We start from the raw sequence: 18,582 nt of genomic DNA, 5'->3' as shown, positions 1-18,582 counted from the left end.
CGCGCCCCGGCTGGCCGCGGCGCCCCCCTCGTTCTCGCCCACGAAGTCGACGCCGCCCCGGCGCTTCGACGCAGCCCTCGAGCCCACCGCGGGAGGTGATCTCCACGATGCACATTTCAGCGCCTATGACTTGGGACGGTCTGGGACGTCTGAGGAAATATGTCTACACGCCTCACCCCAATTGGGGCTACCAGCGTGCACATCGGCGTGGCCATCCGTCGTGGGAACCGCCAGGCTCCGATCCATGAAAACGATCGCGGTCTACAACAACAAGGGTGGCATCGGTAAGACGACCTTCTCCGTGCACGTCGCGCTGTACGCGGCCAAGCACCATATTCGCACGCTCGCCGTCGGGCTCGACCGGCAGGGCGACCTGTGTCGGTGGCTCGCCGGCGGGGACTGTGAGGTGCAGGATGGGCTCTCCTACCGCCACAGCGATTACCTGCACGTCGTCTACAGCCCGATGGAGCTGCCGGCGCGGATCGCCAACTACGACCTCGTGATCGCGGATTGCCCGCCCGCCATCGAGATCGTCGATTCAGTCACTGCGGACATGTGGCTGGTGCCCCTCGACGGTCGCTTGGCGATGGAGAACCTCGGCAACATCTACCCGAGCCTGCGCCGCACGAAGGGGACGATCACGCTGGTGCTCAACCGCTGCGACCTCGCCGGCAAGCGCGTGGTCGAGGGCCTGCGCGAGGCCGCCGAGCAGATCCCCAACGCGGTCGTTCGCGGTGCGCCCATCCCCGCCTCGGCCGCGATCGCCAAGGCTGCCGAGTACTTCAGGCCGGTGTGGGAGGTCCCGTACGGCAAGGGCACCCAGGGTGACCGTGCGATCCAGCAGCTCTGCGCCGACTTGCTCACCGACTGCGGCTTCGGGGGGAAGCTCTGAGATGACCCAGCGCAACCGCAAGCCGAGCGGCCTCGACTACAAAATGCGGCCGAATCCCGGCGCCCGCCAACCCAGCGGGCCCGCACCAGCCGCCCTCAACTTCCTGCGCGACGGCGGTGGCCTCGCGGACGACTCGCCGTCGACCGACGATCCCGCCGGAGCGCGGGATCCGGATCTCACCATGGATCCCGAGCCGGAGGTGAAGCCACCCCCGAATCTCACCATCGCCCCCGATCCCGAACAGCGGCCCAGGAAGAAACGACGTCGGACGGCCGCGCCGCGCAAGGCGAAGAGCGAGGCGTATGCGCTCCCGCCCACGCACAAGCGTCAGCCCTCACGATCGAACCATTTTCGCCTGCCCGCCGACGTCGAGGCCCATCTGCGGGAGCTCGCCAGCGAATACGAATGCAGCCGCACGCACGTCGTGTGCTCGGTGCTCTCCGCGGAGTGGCAGCGCCTCAAGCGCCGCCAGAACCGGCCGACGAAGACCGCGCCGGACGCTTGACGGGCTTCCCCTCGCGCGCCACCGCCTTCGCCGCGCGGACCAGCCGGGCCGTGCTGTCAGCGATCGCCGACAAGAACTCCTGCGTTGGTGTGCTCATCAAGTCGAAGAGCACACGCCAGCGGACACGCCGACCCTCACGCGTTTGCACGAGGATCGGAGAATTCTCCAAGATCCAGCGGAGCGCGTCTCGCTGGGTTCGATCGCTGGGCAGCTCGCGCGTGCCAGATATCGCGGTCACTCGTCGCCACAGTTCTTCTCCGTCGCTCAACATGTTCTCGCGTTGACCCTGCTCGAGCAACGCCGCGACCGACCAGATGAATCGGCGGACCTCGCGTGTCCCGTTGTCCACGACCGCCGCGCGCACGAGGGCGATCAGGTGCGCCAGGATCGGCGCCGGGAGGGAAGTCATGTGGCTCAACGCCGCGGCCACAGCGTCGCTATCGAAGCAATCCGGGACCGTGGCGGGAAGCTTCCGGCCCTCGTTCGTGCACAGCTCCCAGCCATCGAGCATCGTCGGCGCCTCTCGCACGAGGCAGCGCGTGCCCTGGCCGTCGACCAGGACCAGCGCGGTGTCGTTCACCCCGAGCAGGCAGAGGTAGACCTCGCCGACCTCGGTCCTGGCATAGCCCACGAGGCCCGGGATCGGCACATGCTCGAGGCGGTGCGGCACGCCGCGGACGCGGACGTGGAACGGCTGACTCGAGCTGTGAAAGTCATCGGCGAACACGTCGTCGTTCCCCTGATAGAACCTGGCCGCGCTCGCCATGCCGAGGTGCAACCCGAAGTGTTGGAGGATGAACGAGCCACGCGGGCTGACGACGACGAGACAGTGCTGGCCGGCGATCGGCCGCACGCGCGCCTCGTAGCCCGCGCCGAACCAGGCGGTCCAGGCGCTGTCCGACGCTGCAGGGCCCTCCCAGCTGGTGAGAATGATCCGACTGACGCGCTCGGGGCAGTCCTCCAGATCCTCGACCTGGGCGCCGCCGTGCGGCCCCCCGACGCGGATAATCTCGGCGAGGCGGGCACGCATCGAGCCCACGTGCCCGCGGGCCACGACGCGAGAGCCACGGCCAGGCCAGGTGTAGATCAGCGCCATCGAGCCTCGATCGGGGCGGATCTTCGCCCGATGCAGCGGATGGATCAGCATCTCCTCCTGCCCGTGCACCTCCCAGCGGAGGACCACCGGCTGGGCCCATCGCTCGAGATGTCTACGGCGCAGCACCGCGAAGGCGTCGGCGCCGTCCGGTAATCGCAGCAGTTCAACGAGGCGCTCCTGCACATCCTGCATGCTTCAACCCCCGGTCCAGTGTACCCCGATCGTGCGGGCGATTTTGCGTCTCGCTCCGGAGATCTTTCGACGGTCTCCGCCAGAGACTCGCAACATTCGTGCTCTCCGCCAAACGTTCACCCACGCTCAGGCCCCGCGCGCCCGCGGGACAACACGGCGCGAAACAAACCCGGAGAGTCAGGCCCCAACAGAGCCCATCACGGAAAGTCCATAGTTTCGCGCGGAGGTCGACCCCAAGACGAATGACCCGCCGGCATTACGCTGAGCATCAACCGGAGGCGACGATGCAGTACATGGGTGAGATCGAACTCTTGACGAGGTATGTCCGCGGTGTGGTCGCGGGCCCTCGCATTCAACTGGACGCCGTGGACGAGCAGGCCGTCGAGGTGCTCCGCCGTGAGCCGCTGCATGCATGGCTGCTACGGATCGCGCGCGCCGGCTGCAAGGTCCGTGGCGCGCGCGGCAACTCGGTGCGGGAGGTGATCGAACTGCTCGCCCAGGTCCACAGCCAGAGCGGCATCTCCCAGGTGGAGCTGGCCCGCCGCGCCGGCATCTCGCGCGGCCGCCTGGGTGAGCTGTTCGGGCCGACCGAGACGCGGCCGCTGATGGAGACGATCGTGCGGATCGCGGTGGGGCTCAACTTCCCGCTCGAGGTCGTGGCCCAGGGCGAGCACCTCGATGATGGACCGGCGCCGGAGAGCCCGAGCACGTCGGCCTCGGGAGCGAGCGACTGGCAGCAGGCGGGCACCTTCGCGGCGTGCATGCTGGGTGGCGCGCTGGTGCCGAGCCGCGGGAGCGGCGTGCTCATTGCCGGATGTGGCCTCGTCGGGGCGATGCTCATCGGCTACGGGCTTGCCATGCAGGAGAGGCAGCGGCGCGAGCGGCTGCTGTTCGCCGGCGCTGGTGTGAGCGCCGGGACGCTGCTCGCCGCCGTGATCCGCCACCGGTACATGCCGGCCGGGCAGGACGGGGGGCGCCATGGCGGCTGATACGTCGTCGGAGACGTCCGGCGCCCTCACGATCAACTTCCGCGAGGCGCTGGCGCTGACGGGCCTCTCGCGCAACACCCTGTACCGGCTGGTCGCGGCCAACAAGGTCCCCGGCGCGCAGAAGTACGGCGGGTGGATCCGGTTCCACGTCGGCAAGCTGCACGCGTGGCTCGAGGGCAGGTGAGCTAGATCGGAGGGCGCCGTGGAGAAACCGCATCCTTACATAGTGTCTGTGGGGAGACGACATGTCCCAAAGGACAGGCATCGAGCGATCCCCGAGAACGTCGTCAACAAAGGCGTGAGGTCGCGCAGCGAGGTCGACCTGCCGCCGCCGCTGCTCACGGTGCAAGAGCTCGCTGTACTGCTCAGCACCAGCAGTAGCGGCATCTACTCCCGCGTCGCCCGCGGCCAGATCCCCGGCGCCCTTCGCATCGGCCGCAGCCTTCGCTTCGACCCTCGAGTCATCGCAGAATGGCTCTCGGCGAACAAGGCGAGCGCAGGAGGTCTCCCATGATCAAGCTGCGCCCGTGGAAGGGAACGAAGAATGAGTTTGAAGTCGACATCACCGTCAACGGCCCGAACGGCCGGACCTTGCGCAAACGCATCAAGGCACCGGTCACGGGCAGGTCCGCTGCGGAGCGGTGGGCCCGCTCGATCGAGCAGGAGATGCTCGTGCAGCTCCTCGCCCCCGAGCCCGCGCCCGAGAAGCCGCCCGCGCCCACCTTCACGGAGTTCGCGGTGATCTTCCTCGACCTGTGCAAGGCCAACCGCCTCGCCGAGAACACCCTGATGAACTACGAGGTTCACCTGCGGCTCTACCTCCTCCCGGTGCTCGCTCGTCGACGCCTCGACGAGGTCAAGCCGACGGACCTCACTGCGATCAAGGCGTCGCTCGCCAGCAAGGCCCGGGGCACCATGACCGAGGTCCTGAAGACGCTGCGTCGCGTCTTCAGCGTGGCCATCGAGCAGAAGATCCTCGCGCAGGAGCCAGTGCGGCTCGACATCCCGGCGCGGATCCACAAGCTCCCGATCGCCTACAGCGAGGACGACGTGAAGGCGCTACTCGCCGCTGCCCAGGTGCTCGGCCCCGACTACATCGCCATGGTGCTGCTCGGCATCGACGGCGGCCTGCGCCGCGGGGAGATCCTCGGGCTGCAGTGGTCGGACCTCAGCCTCGCGCGCGCGAGCATGACGGTCCGTCACAACATCGTGCGCGGCAAGCTCGGCGTGCCGAAGGGCCGCACCGAGGAGGAGGTCGGGCTGACCCGCCGTCTCGCCGAGGCCCTCGCCGCGATCAAGCACCAGCGCGGCCCCTTCGTGTTCTCGACCGACGCCGGCGGGCACTACAAGGAGCACGACATCGAGCGGTGGATGCACCGCCTCGTCACCGAGGCCAGGCTCGCCTGGCACGGCACGCACGTGCTCCGCAAGACCTGCGGGACCCGCATCGCCGACGGCGGCGGCGGTGTGGCGGCGGTCGCTTCTCACCTCCGCCACAAGAGCCTGCAGACCGCGAGCCGGTACATCGACCGACGCGGCGCCAGCACTCGCGCGATCCACGCTTTGGAGAGCTGACGGAGGCGCGAGCACGCCCCCGTCTAACTCATTGAAACCACACGATCAATTAGCCTAATCCTCACTGTTGGAAACAATACAGCAACCCGGTCCCCGTGCACGCCAGGAACGCCGCCCGGGTCCACGCGAACTGTTTGTCCCGCTTGCGCAGATACCCAACATACGTAAAATCGTCCGTCACGTTGCGCGACCAATTCATGCAAAAGTTCGACGCCCCGTTAAAATCCTCGGTGCGCCCGTCGGGTCCGGTGCCCGACCACACGTGCGTATCATCGTCGTCCTCCAGCCGCACGCCAGCGGCATTCATATCGATCGGCGTGGCCGGACCGCTCGCGCGCAGCGACTCCCAGTCCTCGGCCAACGGCGAGCCGTCCGGCAGCACGTAGGGCACCGTCGACTTGCTGAAGCGGTCGAAGGGCCCCTGCGCGCTGTCGCTGAGCCACGCGTAGTAGGTGCCGCTCAGCTTGGCGCCCGCGGCCTGTTGCGCGCACAGCTGGTCGGCACCCGCGACGCCGCCGAAGTCGGCGGGCACCGGGGCCGCCAGCACGAACACCGTCTTCGTGCACATGTCGGCGAAGCAGCCGACCTCCGCGCAGTCGCAATCCACCTCGTCCCCGCCGCAGGCAGCCGCCGCCGCCCCGAGGAGCACACCGAGCACACCGAGAGACATCAGAGCAGTTCGCATCACCGCGATGGTAGGGCAGGAGCAACCGACGGTTCAAGTCGCCCCATCGCGGCCGTCCGCACGTCCACCGCCCGCGCCCGACGCCGGATCTGCGGACAGCACGACCTGGCCCTGCTGATGTTCGCCGATCCTCGGCTCGCGCCGCTCCGCCGCCGTCGGCAAGGGCAGCTCGTCCGCGCCCCAGCACGGCCCGGCGCACACCGCCGCCAGCGCCTCGTCGAGCGCCGGCGCCAGCGTCAGGCTCGCCTCGACCACCCACAGCAGCTCGAGCAGCCCCGTCGTGGTCGCCGCGCTCCACGGCTCCGCGATCGCGTCGAGCCGCGACGACCTCCGGCCCGCACCACCCTGCAGCCGCGCCGCCACCCACGCCTGCACCGGCCGATAACCCGACAGCGCGTGCTCCCACACCGCCCGCGACACCGGCGCGAATGCCCCGACCACCCCGGCCGCGTCGCGCAGCCGCAGCGCCCCGTCCGCGTGCTCCACCGCCGTCGGCGCCCGCGTCGGCGCCTGCACGCAGCGCGCCGCGCCCTCCCACGCCGGTGCTTCGCCCTCGCCGAACCACCGCCTGCCAAAGGTCTGCACGGCGATCGCTCGCCGCCCGAGCGCGACCGTGGCCGCGAAGCGCAGCCGGTCGCGCGTCACCGGCAACCGTGGCCCACCGGCCCGCAGCTCCACAGCGAAGCGCGCCGCGTAGCCCGGCGCCGACAGCAGCGCGACCACATACGCGAGCAGATCCTCCGGCCGCACCCCCAGCGCCGCCAGCACCCCGGCGCCAACGTTCGCCCGCTCGCCCTGCGGGTCGCGCCACAGCGGCACGATGTCCTTCCCGCCGCGCCCGCAGAAGAAGTGTAGATCCGGCGGGTCGACGCAGATCGACGCCGCCGGCCCCGGCCCGAGCGCCCCCGTCAACAGCGACGCCAGATACACCTGTCGCGGCCCCGCCACCCACCACAGCGACGGCCGCAAGAAGTCGCCGAGCCGCGCGTCGGCCAGACACACCCGACGATCGAAGGAGCGAAACGCGTACGCCCGCACCGGCGGCTGCGCCCGCGCCACCGCGATCGGCTCACCTGGCCCTTCAGACAGGTCCATCCCCGGGCTGCGCAGCGGCGGGTAGCGCCCGTCGACCCTGCGATCACGGGTCTCACGAAACAGCTCCGCCCGCGCATCACCGGCCACCAGCGCCTGCCAGCGCCGCGCCAGCGTCCCGGCCTCGCAGGCGATCGGCCAGGTCCGCTTCCACTGCGCCCCCGAGTGCTGCCACGGGAACAGGTCGACCAGCCGCGGCCACCCACCGAACCCCCCCGCCGCGCCACCCACCGTCACCCACGGCGTCGCGGCGTCCCCCGTCACCGCCTCCCAGCCCAGCTCGCAGAGCCCGCCCGTCGCCCCGCACAGCGCCAGCTTGTCCGCCCGACTGCCAGGCACCCGCCGCAGCCACACATCACCTGTCCCCGGGGACAGCCCATCGCGCAGCATCGTCGTCACCGCGATCGGCACCGACACCCCGAACACGTTGTCGCTGACGCTGGCCCCGCGGCGGTCGCCCTCGAGGTCGAGCACGTACAGCGCGCTCGCCTGACCGCGCAGGTGCGCCCGCATCCCCGCGAAGCCCGGCCCGCGCAGGAAGCTCGCCCCCGTCACCATCGCGACCACGCCCGGCGCGTCCGCCCGCCGCTCGAACACCTCGCGGCAGGCCCAGCGCCAGAAGTAGACATAAAGGTTGTAGAGGTTCTTGACGTGCGCGCCGGCCCCCGCCGCACGCGCCGGCGCGATGAAGTCGGCGAGCGGCCCCTCGCCAGCGACCCCGCGGATCTCCCCGCCGCCGCCGGCCCCCGGCGCCTCACGCTCGTACGGGGGATTCCCGATCACCACGCTGATCGGCCCGCGCAGCAGCTCGCCCGCCGCCAGCGTGTCGCCGAGCAGCAGCACCGGCCCCGGCAGCGCGCCCTCCACCCCGGTCTCCTCGAGCAGCAGCGCCAGCCGCAGCACGGCGATCGCCCACGACGCCAGCATCCGCTCCACCCCGCGCACCCGCGGCAAGACTGCCGCACGCGCGTAGCTCGACCACCGCGCTCGTCGCCCCGCCGCGTCGATCCCCTCGGCCTGCCAGCGCGCCGTCATCGTCGCGTGCGCCCGCCGGATCACCGCCAGCACGAAGGTCCCCGTGCCCGCCGCCGGATCGACCACCTGTACGAAGGGACATGTCGGATCGATCCCCGTCGGCACCGCGACCCCGCGCCGCGCCGCGTACTCGCCCCACGCCGTCGCGTCGGCCAGCCCGAGCGCCAGCCCGAGCCTGTCCCGAAGGACAGTGTCCGTCGTCGCCACCAGATAGTCGACGATCTCCGCCGGCGTGAAGAACACCCCGCCAGCCGCCCGCGCCCGCGGGTCGTACGCGGCCAGGAAGCGCTCGTAGAAGTGCATCACCGGCTGCTCCGTCACGCCCGCGAGCGTCAACCCGGCGATCGCCGCCCGCAGCTCGCCGAGCTCCGCGAGCTGCAACATCCGCGCGAGCAGCCCGGCCAGCCGCGCGTCGACCCGCCACACCCGCGCCGCCAGCAGCTCCGCGGGATCCCCCGGCGAGTCGAGCCAGCGCGCCACCAGCAGCAGATACACCAGCGTCTGCGCCCACCCGTCGGCGAACTCGCGCTCGTCCTGCGCCACCAGCACCCGCGTCACCTCGGCCCGCAGCTCGAGCAGCGCTCCTCCGCCCGCCGCCCGTTCGCGCCGCAGCCGGGCCCGCAGCGAGCTCCGCAGCCCCCGCGCCAGCCCGGCCAGCACCCGCGCCAGCGGCTCCTCCGGTGCTCCCATCGCCCGGCCAATCTACCACCCGGCGCGAACCCGCGTCCGCTGCAGCGTCGCCGCGATCGCCAGCCGGTGCAGCTACACCGGCCTCGACCCCAACCTACCGCGCGTCGCCTGCAGCTACACTGCGCGCCGCATGTCCCGTCGCCTCGTCATCGTCCCGCGCTGGGCCGGCCGCCCCGGCTCCGACTTCTACCCGTGGCTCGGCGAGCAGCTCGCTGCGGACCCGGACCAGCGCTTCGCGCCGCCGCTGGCGCTCGACCTGCCCGAGCCGGGTCAGCCGCGCATCGACAGCTGGCCGCCGGCCATCGCCGCCGCGCTCGGCCGCGACCCCGTCGAGCTCGCGAACACCGTCGTGCTCGCCCACAGCGTCGGCTGTCAGGCGACCCTGCACGCGCTCGCCACCCTCCCGGACGGCGCCCGGATCTCCGCGCTGCTCGCCGTCGCGGGCTGGTGGCAGGTCGACGAGCCCTGGCCGACGATCGTCCCCTGGCAGACCCAGCTCCCCGACCTCGCCCGCGCCCGCGCGGCCGTCTCCCGCGTCGTCGTGCTGCTCTCCGACGACGACCCATTCACCCGCGACCACGCCAGCAACGCGGCCCTCTGGCGCGAGCGCCTCGCCGCCGAGATCGTCGTCGTCCCCGGCGCGCGCCACTTCAACGCCAGCGAGGCGCCGGCCGTGCTCGCAGCCCTGCGCTCGCTCTGACTCGCCGCGCTCACGCTGACTCGCCGCGCTCGCGAGTCAGCGTGCTCCGCTGCAACCCCCGCCAACGCCGCCCGCAAACCGCCGCTTACACCCCGTCGTCGTGCGCCTGCGCGCACTTCTACGCCCCCCTCGCCAGCGAGACCGGCCCGCACTCCACCGCGTTGACGGCCCCCCGCGCGAGCCTCGATCTCCGCTACGCTCGCGAGTCTGGAGTCCTCATGCCCCGCATTCTCCCCGTCGTCCTCCTCAGCATCGCCAGCGTCACCAGCCTCTCCTGCACCGCCCGCCCGCAGAAGCCTGCGATCGACGCCAGCGAGCCGGTCGGCGAGTGTTCGCTGCAATGGCGCGAGCCCACCGAGCCCGGCGAAGCCGGCGAGGTCGTCGCCCCCTTCTCGCTGACCGCCGCCGACGGCACCGGCCTCGAGCTCATCTCCCTCACCTCGCGCGCCGTCGTCGAGGACCCGCTGGCCTTCACCGAGCTGCGCATGGTCTTCCGCAACCCGCAGGACCGCCAGATCGAGGGCCGCTTCGAGATCAACCTGCCGACCGGCGCCGCCATCTCCCGCTTCGCCATGCTGATCAATGGGCAATGGCAGGAGGCCGAGGTCGTCGAGCTGCAGGCCGCCCGCCGCGCCTACGAAGACGCCCTGCACCGCCGCCAGGACCCCGCGCTGCTCGAGAAGAACGCCGGCAACCGCTTCTCCGCCCGCGTCTTCCCGATCCCTGCCCGCGCCGTCAAGGAGATCATCGTCTCCTACTCCGAGAACCTGCCCAGCAACAGCGAGCCCTACCGCCTGCTCCTGCGCGGCCTCCCGCAGCTGCAAGACCTCGACGTCGACGTCGTCGTCCCCCGCGCCAGCGGCCCCGAGCACCTGACCGTCCGCGAGCATAACTTCATGCCGCAGAAGGACCTCGAGCTGGCCACCCAGCGGCGCAGCGCCGAGGTCGGCCTCCGCTACGACCGCCTCGCCGTCGCCCGCGTCGCCCCCGACATCAAGCTCCCCGCCGAGCCGATCAACGGCGTCACCCTGCTGTTCGACACCAGCGCCTCGCGGGCCGTCGACTTCAAGGGCCAGGTCTCGCGCCTCGGCAAGATCGTCACGGAGCTGCGCGCCGCCGCCGGCGTCGACTTCGACCTCCGCGTGCTCTGCTTCGACCAGAGCGTCGAGCAGGTGTTCGCCGGCAAGGCCAGCAGCTTCAGCGCCGACGCCCAGCAGGCGATCCTCCGCCGCAACGCCCTCGGCGCCTCCGACCTCACCGGCGCGCTCAAGTTCGTCGCCGAACACCCCGCCCGCCACGACCGCGTGCTCGTCGTCAGCGACGGTATCCTCACCGCCGGCGAGACGGAGAAGGACAAGCTGCGCGCCGCCGCCGTGGCCCTCGCACAGGTCGGCGTGCGCCGCCTCGACGCCATCGTCGACGGCGGCGTCCAGGACGAGATCTCGCTCAAGGAGCTCACCAACGCCGGCCTCGAGCGCGACGGCATCGTCGTCAACGCCCGCCTCGCCGCCCCGCTGCTCGCCTCGCGGCTGATCCGCGCCACCCGCAGCGGCCTCAAGGTCAACGTCCCCGGCGCGACCTGGGTGTGGCCGCAGACCCTCGACGCCGTCCAGCCCGGCGACCAGGTGCTCGTGTTCGCCGACCTCCCGCCCGGCACGCCGATGCGCGTCGAGCTCGGCGACGCCGGCGACAGCCGCGAGGTCCCGCTCAAGACCGCCGAGCGCCCGCTGCTCGAGCGCGCGTGGATCAAGGCCAACATCGACCGCCTCAGCGCGATGACCGAAGCCAGCGACGCCGGCAAGGCCGACACCCGCAAGCAGATCCTCGACCTCTCGGTCAAGTACCGCGTGCTCTCCGACTACACCGCCCTGCTCGTGCTCGAGACCGACTACGACTACCAGCGCTTCGGCATCGACCGCAACGCCCTCGCCGAGATCCTCACCGTCGGCCCCACCGGCATCACCGCGATCGACCGCAGCCGCGTCCCCGACAAGAACACCATCGCCGTCCGCGACTTCGAGCAGGACAACCGCCGCCGCCCCAGCGCCGAGCCCGGCATCCTCGACAGCCTGTTCGGCGACTCCGACAAGAAGACCGAGGCCCGCGGCGAGAGCAAGTCGGCGATGCGCGAGGCGAAGGACGACGCCCCGACCGACCGCTTCGCCCCGCAGAGCGCCGACGGCATGGCCGACCCCAGTGCCGTCGCCGCGGCCCCCAGCGAGCCCGAACCCGAGGGCCGCCGCTTCGACGCACCCAGCGCCCCGGGCAGCCTCAGCGCCGCGGCCGGCGGCGCACCCATGCCGATGGCGGAGGAGCGCATGGCCGACTCGATCGAGGCCGAGGCCCCGTCGCGCATCCTCGCCGACGAGGACGTCGCCGAGAAGCGCAAGGTCCGGTCCGCGCCCAAGCCCGCCACCTCCCGCAACGGCGACAGCGGCGCGCCCCGCATGCGCCCGCCGCCGCCGCCACCACCCCGCGATCTCCAGCCGATCCAGCCGACCAACCCCTTCGAGGCGGCCCGCCCGATCGAACGCCCCAAGCCAGCCGACGCCTACGACGGCCGCTTCGCCGCCGTCATGCAGCAGGTCACCGAGGGCCGTCAGGGCGCCGCGATGGAGGAGGCCTGGAAGTGGCGCGAACAAAACCCCGCCGACGAGCTGGCCCTGCTCGCCCTCGGCGAGGTCGCCGAGGCCAGCGGCGACTTCAACCTCGCCGCCCGCGCCTACGGCTCCCTCATCGACCTCTTCCCCAGTCGCGCCGACATCCGCCGCATGGCCGGCGAACGCCTCGAAGCCCTCGGCCCCGCCGGCCTCGCCCTCGCCGTCGACACCTTCGCCCAGGCCGTCGCCCAGCGCCCCGACCACCCCTCGAGCCACCGCCTCTACGCCTTCGCGCTCCTCAAGGCCGGTCGCCACGCCGAGGCCTTCGCCGCCGCCCTCGCCGGCGCGCGCCAGTCCTACCCCTGGGGCCGCTTCGCCGGCGTCCAGCGCATCCTCGACGAGGACCTGCGCCTGATCGCCGCCGCCTGGCTCGCCGAGAAACCCGGCGAGGAGAAGACCGCCCGCGAGGCCTTCGCCGCCGCCAACGTCACCCCCGACGCGAACCCCTCGCTGCGCTTCGTCCTCAACTGGGAGACCGACGCCAACGACGTCGACTTCCACATCTACGACGGTCGCGGCGGCCATGCATACTTCAGCAACCGCAGCCTCGCCTCCGGCGGTGAGCTCTACGCCGATGTCACCACCGGCTACGGCCCCGAGTGCTTCACCGTCCCCGGCAACCCCAGCGCCTTCCCCTACACCCTCCAGGGCCACTACTACTCGCGCGGCCCGATGGGCTACGGCATGGGCAAGCTCGAGGTCATCGAGCACGACGGCTTCGGCCACCTCCGCTTCAAGGAGCACCCCTTCGTCATCATGAAGGACGGCGCCTTCGTCGACCTCGGCCGCCTCGACGCGCCCCTGGTCAAGAGCAACGCCGACGCCCGCCTGGACGCCCCCAAGCCCGGCGCCAAGGACCCGGGCGGCGCCTACACCCCGCCGCCTCCGGTCGCACCCACGACGCTCCCGCCGACGCGCTTCTGATCGTCCGGGCCCGGACTCCGCTCGCCATCCGCACGGGTCCGGGCCCAGCCATGTAGCTACACCAGTGTCAGCGATCGCCAGCGATCAGATCCGGGCGAGTTCGCGCCCGTCGCTGCAACCCGCAGTAAAGACAATTTCATCTCGTGATCGCGAATTTCGCCGCCCGGGCCCCGCGTTCGCGGGCATCATATTCCTTGGTTCTCCCCCACTTTGCAGCACGAGTCTGACACGACGATGAAAACCCTTACATTGATGAAGCGCGTCTCCTCCTCTGCCCTCGTGGCGGTCCTCTTCGGCGCCTGCGGCGACAACAACGGCACCACCGCCAGCGCCGGCCAGAGCGCCAGCCAGTCGACCACCGACCCGGCGAGCAGCGGCTCCACGGTGCCGACATCGAGCGACTCCAACAGCGCCTCCGCCACCGACTCCGACGCCGGCAGCGCCTCGATGTCCGACTCTGCCACCGACACCGCGACCATCGGCGGCATGAGCGACAGCAACTCGATGAGCAGCGACCCCGGCACCACCACCGGCGTCGGCGGCGGCGGCTGCGGCGACGAGATCGTCGACCTCAACGAGGAGTGCGACAACGGGGCCGACAACGGCCCCGGCCAGCTCTGCAAGCTCGACTGCACCAACAACGTCTGCGGCGACGGCGACCAGGGCCCCACCGAGGCCTGTGACAACGGCGCCGACAACCACGAGAACGCCTCCTGCAAGCCCGACTGCCAGCCCGCCGCCTGCGGCGACGGCTTCGTCGGCCCCGGCGAGGGCTGCGACGACGGCAACAACGTCGACACCGACGAGTGCACCAACGCCTGCAAGGGCAAGGACTGCGGCGACGGCGTGGTCGCCGCCACCGAGGAGTGCGACGACGCCAACGAGGTCAACGACGACGCCTGCACCAACAACTGCACCGCCGCGATCTGCGGCGACACCTTCGTGCAGATGAGCATCGGCGAGCAGTGCGACAACGGCAACGAGAACTCCAACGCCAGCATGTGCACCCTCGCCTGCCTGCTCGCCAAGTGCGGCGACGGCTTCGTGTGGAACGACGGCGGCAACGAGGAGTGCGACCTGGGCGTCAGCAACGGCCCCGGCAAGTCCTGCAACGCGATGTGCAAGCTCAACATCTGCGGCGACGGCGACAAGAAGCCCGATGAGGGTTGCGACGACGGCAACAAGAACCCCGGCGACGGCTGCTCGCCCTTCTGCGTCCTCGAGGAGTGCGGCAACAACATCGTCGACCCCGGCGAGCAGTGCGACGACGGCAAGAACGGCAACAACGCCGACGAGTGCACCGACCTCTGCCTCGCGCCCGCCTGCGGCGACGGCTTCATCCAGCTCAACAAGGGCGAGGAGTGCGACAACGGCAACGCCAACAGCAACAACGGCGCCTGCACCCTCGCCTGCAAGCAGGCCGACTGCGGCGACGGCCTCGTCTACGTCGGCGTCGAGCAGTGCGACGACGGCCCCAACAACTCCAACATGGGCGCCTGCAAGCTCAACTGCACCAACAACGTCTGCGGCGACGGCTTCAAGGGCCCCGGCGAGGCCTGCGACGACGGCAACGCCAGCAACTTCGACTCGTGCACCAACGTCTGCAAGCTGGCCGGCTGCGGCGACGGCTTCAAGCAGCCCGGCGAGGAGTGCGACCTCGGCATCAACAACAACAACCTCGGCCAGTGCACCCTCGCCTGCCTGACCCCCAAGTGCGGCGACGGCTTCAAGCAGCCCGGCGAGGCCTGCGACGACGGCCAGAACAACGGCAACTCCAAGGCCTGCACCTCGCAGTGCAAGCTCAACATCTGCGGCGACGGCCTGGTCTACATGGGCGTCGAGGAGTGCGACGACGCCAACCAGAGCAACCTCGACAGCTGCCTCAACACCTGCGTCCTCGCCGTCTGCGGCGACGGCTTCAAGGGCCCCGGCGAGGCCTGCGACGACGGCAACCAGAACAACCTCGACAACTGCACCAACCTCTGCAAGCTGCCCGTCTGCGGCGACGGCTTCAAGCAGGCCGGCGAGAGCTGCGACGACGGCAACAACGTCAACACCGACGGCTGCACCAACACCTGCCACCTCCCGGTCTGCGGCGACAGCATCGTCCAGCCGCAGAACGGCGAGACCTGCGACAACGGCCCCAACAACGGCGACACCAAGATGTGCAAGGCCAACTGCACCCTCAATGTCTGCGGCGACGGCAAGGTCTACAACGGCGTCGAGCAGTGCGACGACGGCAACAACAACAACACCGACGCCTGCACCAACGGCTGCAAGCTGCCGACCTGCGGCGACATGATCATCTCGCCGCCCGAGGAGTGCGAGGACGGCAACAACAACAACACCGACACCTGCAACGCCTGCAAGAAGACCTACTGCGGCGACCACATCGTCCAGAAGCCGAACGGCGCCGGCAAGATCGAGCAGTGCGACGACGGCAACAAGGTCGACAACGACAGCTGCAGCAACGCCTGCGAGATCAACCCCGGCTGAGTGACAGGCGAGCCGCCCGGCGCCCGCCGGGCGGCCCTCCGCTGCGCAGCGTCAACACCGGCGGCCGCTCGCTGCCCGTATCGCGTACGGATGGCCTGTCGGCCCCGCTCCGACCGCCTCGCTCACTGCGGATCGGCGGCTCGCTGCCCGTGCCCCGGACAGATGGCCCCGCTCCGACCGCCTCGCTCACTGCGGGATCAGGCAGGCGCACGCGTTCTTGTCGCCGTCCTCCGGCGCGTAGTCGAAGCAGGTCGCCTTGTACGCCTCGCACACCCACGCGTGGCCGTTGCCGCACAGCGTCAGCACCGCGTCCGGCAGCATCGGCATGCCGCCGATCATCGGTGGCGCCGCCTGACCCAGATCCGAGGTCGCAACCACCACCCCGCCCGCCGGGTTCACGATCGCCGCCTGCGTCTTCGGCGAGGTGCTCATGATCAAGAAGTTCTCGCTGCCCGCGATCAACGCGATCCCGTCGAAGCCGTCGAGCCCGGCCGCCTGCAGCACGTTGACCCGACCGACCTCCTTCAGCCCGTCGCGGCTCAGCGTCACCATCTCGTCGGTCCCGTAGCTGGCGATGTACAGATTGCCGTCGAGCCCGAGCGCCAGCCCGGCGCACACGCTCATGCCGAAGCCGAGCGGCTGCGACTTGAGTACCGCCAGCGTCTGCGCCTCCACCTCGGTCAGCACGCAGTCCTGGTTGATCAGCAGCCCGACCTTGCCGACCGGGTCGTAGGTCGCCCCGTCGAGCTTCGGCAGCGCCTGCGCCGGCACGTCGAACACGTCGCCCAGCGGCGTGCCGTCGACCTGGAAGCGCCGCGCCTTCCCGCTAAACGACATGATCATCACCTCGTCCGCGTCGCTGTTGTAATACGACGCCTGCAGCACCATGTCCGGGATGCCCGTGTCAAACTGACTGACGTAGGTGAACGCCAGCGTGTCCTCCACCTCGTTCGGGTCGCACACGACCCCGCCGCTCGACCCTCCGCCGCTCGACTCGCCCCCGGTGCTCACCACGCCCGTGCTCGTCCCGGCGCTCGTCCCGTCTGTCGTCGCCGCCCCCGTGTTCGTCGGGCTGACCTCGCTGTCGCTCGCGTCACCCGTGGCCATCGCGGTGGTCGGCGTCGTCGTCTCGCCGCCGCTCGAGCTGCTCGCCGCGGCGCTCGTGCTCGCCCCGACCCCCGAGCTGGTGTTCGAGTCGCCCCGCCCACCGTCATCGCCACAGCCCACGAGCACCAGCGCCACGATCGTTCCCCGACAGGTCCACATGATCCGCAGGCTACCGCGGAGCCCCGCGCGAGGGCGCCCCGCCGGCACCTACGAGGCGGCGCCCCGCCGACGGCGCCTTGCTGGCTGCACCGCTGCCTTCACCGCCGCCTGGCCCGCTTCGCCGCCGCGCTATCCTCCCGCCCATGTCGACCGCGACAACCACGCTCTCGCCCGCGGCCCTCGGCCGGGCCACCCTCGCCCGTCAGCTGCTCCTGCGCCGCGAACCATGCACCCCCGTCGCCGCCGTCGAGCGCCTCGCCGGCATGCAGGCCCAGCTGCCCCGCCCGCCCCACGTCGGCCTGTGGAGCCGCGTCGCCAGCTTCACCCGCGAGGCCCTGAACTCCGCCCTGCAGCGCCGCGAGCTCGTGCGCGCCACCCTGATGCGCGCCACCCTGCACCTGGTCAGCGCCCGCGACTACCTGCAGCTGCGCGCCACCCTGCAGCCGGTGCTCGACCGGGCGATGCGCTCGGTGCTCAAGGACCGCGTCGATCGCCTCGACGTCCCGGCCCTCCTCGCCGCCGCCACCCGCCACCTCGCCGCCGGCCCGCGCAGCTTCGAGGCCCTCCGCGACCTCCTCGCCGCCGGCGACCCGGACTGCGACGAGCGGGCCATGGGCTACGTGGTCCGCTGCCAGCTCCCGCTCGTTCAGGTCCCCAGCGACGCGCCCTGGGGCTTCCCCGCCGCCGCCGAGTTCACCGCCGCCGAGCCCTGGCTCGGCCGCAGGATCGCCGCCGACCCCGACCTGCGCGCCCTGGTCCGCCGCTACCTCGCCGCCTTCGGCCCCGCCAGCGTCAGCGACGCCCAGACCTGGTCCGGCCTGCAGGGCCTGCGCGCCACCTTCGACGCCCTCCGCCCCGAGCTGCTGTGCCTCCGCGACGACCGCAAGCGCGAGCTCTTCGACCTCCCCGACGCGCCGCGCCCCGACCCCGAGAGCGAGGCCCCGCCGCGCTTCCTCCCCGACTTCGACAACCTCGTCCTCGCCCACGACGACCGCCGCCGCCTCATCGACGACGAGCACCGCCCGGCGATCTTCCTCAAGAACCTCCGCGTCCTCCCCACCTTCACCCTCGCCGGCCGCGTCGCCGGCACCTGGCAGAGCGAGCGCAAGAAGACCGCCGCGACCCTCGTCCTCACCCCCTTCGCCGCCCTCACAAAGCCCAAACGCAGCGCCCTCGAGCCCGAGGCCCTCGCCCTGCTCCGCTTCCTCGAGCCCGACGCCGCCAGCTTCGACCTGCGCGTCGAATGACCCGGCGAAAAATCTAGCGATCCCGAACTGCCATCAATCGCCCGGCAGGTCGCGCCATCGCACGAAATACACCAGCGGCGCCGGCCCCCCGCTCGCGTTCGGCAACGAATACCCGCATGCCTTCGCCACGAAGCGCCCGCCGCCCGCCGCCAATATACACATCACCCCGCGCGTGAACCAGTCCCGGGCAATCTCCACACTCGCGACCCGCACCTGATACCGCGTCCCTCGCCCGTCCCGGTCGCGCGCCTCCCACACCCCCGCCTCGACCTCGCCGACCTCGACATCCGCCCGCGGCCCGATCGCCGCCAGCTCCTCGTCATCGACGCGCTCCTCCTCGGAGGCCAGCGCCCTGCGAGCCGCCGCCCGTTCGCCCTCCGTCGATCCCCGCTCCGCGCGGGCGCGCAGCGCCGCGAGTCGTCGCCCCCGCTTCATGGCCTCCTCATACAGAATCTCGACGCCCTCGGCCAGCCGCCGGTCGGCGCCCCCCCCCCCCCCCCCCCCCCCCCCCCCCCCACCCCCCCCCCCCCCCCCCCCC

General features: G+C 71.3%; 15 protein-coding genes. 10 read left to right on the top strand and 5 right to left on the bottom strand.

The annotated features are described in order from the left end of the window. The first annotated feature begins 244 nt into the window (after window positions 1-244). Window positions 245-892 (top strand): ParA family protein, encoded by a 648-nt coding sequence (locus IPJ59_RS07320; RefSeq protein ID WP_293270439.1) that lies wholly within the window; start codon window positions 245-247, stop codon window positions 890-892. 1 nt (window position 893) lies between these two features. Beyond that, the gene (locus tag IPJ59_RS07315) at window positions 894-1,397 is read left to right on the top strand and encodes a hypothetical protein (protein ID WP_293270437.1); all 504 of its coding nucleotides are present in this window, start codon (window positions 894-896) and stop codon (window positions 1,395-1,397) included. On the opposite strand, the gene IPJ59_RS07310 is transcribed toward IPJ59_RS07315, so the two are convergent. Further along, entirely contained in the window at window positions 1,351-2,685 is a 1,335-nt protein-coding gene (locus tag IPJ59_RS07310; protein WP_293270435.1) for a hypothetical protein, read from the bottom strand. The two genes, IPJ59_RS07315 and IPJ59_RS07310, sit on opposite strands and share 47 nt — an antisense overlap. Window positions 2,686-2,978: 293 nt before the next feature. Between IPJ59_RS07310 and IPJ59_RS07305 the strand changes: the two genes are divergently transcribed. The 4 genes from IPJ59_RS07305 (at window position 2,979) to IPJ59_RS07290 (ending at window position 5,249) form a co-directional block, all read left to right on the top strand. Then, a complete protein-coding gene (locus tag IPJ59_RS07305) occupies window positions 2,979-3,674 on the top strand; it encodes a helix-turn-helix domain-containing protein (protein WP_293270433.1) in 696 nt (231 codons plus the stop codon). After that, window positions 3,664-3,858 (top strand): helix-turn-helix transcriptional regulator, encoded by a 195-nt coding sequence (locus IPJ59_RS07300; protein WP_293270431.1) that lies wholly within the window; start codon window positions 3,664-3,666, stop codon window positions 3,856-3,858. The genes IPJ59_RS07305 and IPJ59_RS07300 overlap by 11 nt, the downstream gene beginning before the upstream one ends. Window positions 3,859-3,972: 114 nt before the next feature. Further along, window positions 3,973-4,188, top strand: a complete 216-nt coding sequence (locus IPJ59_RS07295; RefSeq protein WP_293270429.1) for a helix-turn-helix transcriptional regulator — start codon at window positions 3,973-3,975, stop codon at window positions 4,186-4,188. Continuing rightward, window positions 4,185-5,249 (top strand): tyrosine-type recombinase/integrase, encoded by a 1,065-nt coding sequence (locus IPJ59_RS07290; protein WP_293270427.1) that lies wholly within the window; start codon window positions 4,185-4,187, stop codon window positions 5,247-5,249. The genes IPJ59_RS07295 and IPJ59_RS07290 overlap by 4 nt, the downstream gene beginning before the upstream one ends. Before the next feature lie 61 nt (window positions 5,250-5,310). On the opposite strand, the gene IPJ59_RS07285 is transcribed toward IPJ59_RS07290, so the two are convergent. After that, complete coding sequence (locus IPJ59_RS07285; RefSeq protein WP_293270425.1) at window positions 5,311-5,934, bottom strand: hypothetical protein; 624 nt, start codon at window positions 5,932-5,934, stop codon at window positions 5,311-5,313. A gap of 33 nt (window positions 5,935-5,967) precedes the next feature. After that, window positions 5,968-8,751, bottom strand: a complete 2,784-nt coding sequence (locus tag IPJ59_RS07280) for a type ISP restriction/modification enzyme (protein WP_293270423.1) — start codon at window positions 8,749-8,751, stop codon at window positions 5,968-5,970. Between the two features lie 130 nt (window positions 8,752-8,881). Here IPJ59_RS07280 and IPJ59_RS07275 point away from each other — a divergent pair, with 130 nt between their 5' ends. The 3 genes from IPJ59_RS07275 to IPJ59_RS07265 all read left to right on the top strand — a co-directional run bounded on the left by IPJ59_RS07275 (window position 8,882) and on the right by IPJ59_RS07265 (window position 15,531). Then, window positions 8,882-9,451, top strand: coding sequence for an alpha/beta hydrolase (locus tag IPJ59_RS07275; protein ID WP_293248409.1), 570 nt, complete (start codon window positions 8,882-8,884; stop codon window positions 9,449-9,451). Between the two features lie 218 nt (window positions 9,452-9,669). Next, window positions 9,670-13,035, top strand: coding sequence for a VIT domain-containing protein (locus IPJ59_RS07270; RefSeq protein ID WP_293270421.1), 3,366 nt, complete (start codon window positions 9,670-9,672; stop codon window positions 13,033-13,035). A 252-nt stretch (window positions 13,036-13,287) separates the two neighbouring features. Then, on the top strand, window positions 13,288-15,531 hold the full coding sequence (locus IPJ59_RS07265; protein ID WP_293270419.1) for a DUF4215 domain-containing protein: 2,244 nt from the start codon (window positions 13,288-13,290) through the stop codon (window positions 15,529-15,531). A gap of 186 nt (window positions 15,532-15,717) precedes the next feature. Here the strand turns inward: IPJ59_RS07265 and IPJ59_RS07260 are convergent, their stop codons facing one another. Continuing rightward, window positions 15,718-16,797 (bottom strand): hypothetical protein, encoded by a 1,080-nt coding sequence (locus IPJ59_RS07260; RefSeq protein ID WP_293248415.1) that lies wholly within the window; start codon window positions 16,795-16,797, stop codon window positions 15,718-15,720. A 143-nt stretch (window positions 16,798-16,940) separates the two neighbouring features. Here IPJ59_RS07260 and IPJ59_RS07255 point away from each other — a divergent pair, with 143 nt between their 5' ends. Then, window positions 16,941-18,044, top strand: a complete 1,104-nt coding sequence (locus IPJ59_RS07255) for a winged helix DNA-binding domain-containing protein (RefSeq protein ID WP_293248417.1) — start codon at window positions 16,941-16,943, stop codon at window positions 18,042-18,044. Window positions 18,045-18,077: 33 nt separating this feature from the next. On the opposite strand, the gene IPJ59_RS07250 is transcribed toward IPJ59_RS07255, so the two are convergent. After that, a complete protein-coding gene (locus tag IPJ59_RS07250) occupies window positions 18,078-18,479 on the bottom strand; it encodes a hypothetical protein (protein ID WP_293270417.1) in 402 nt (133 codons plus the stop codon). Window positions 18,480-18,582: the final 103 nt, after the last annotated feature.

Origin of the sequence: Nannocystis sp. (assembly GCF_016714285.1) — a bacterium.
Lineage (GTDB): Bacteria > Myxococcota_A > Polyangia > Nannocystales > Nannocystaceae > Nannocystis.
This window is presented reverse-complemented; position numbering and strand designations above follow the sequence as displayed.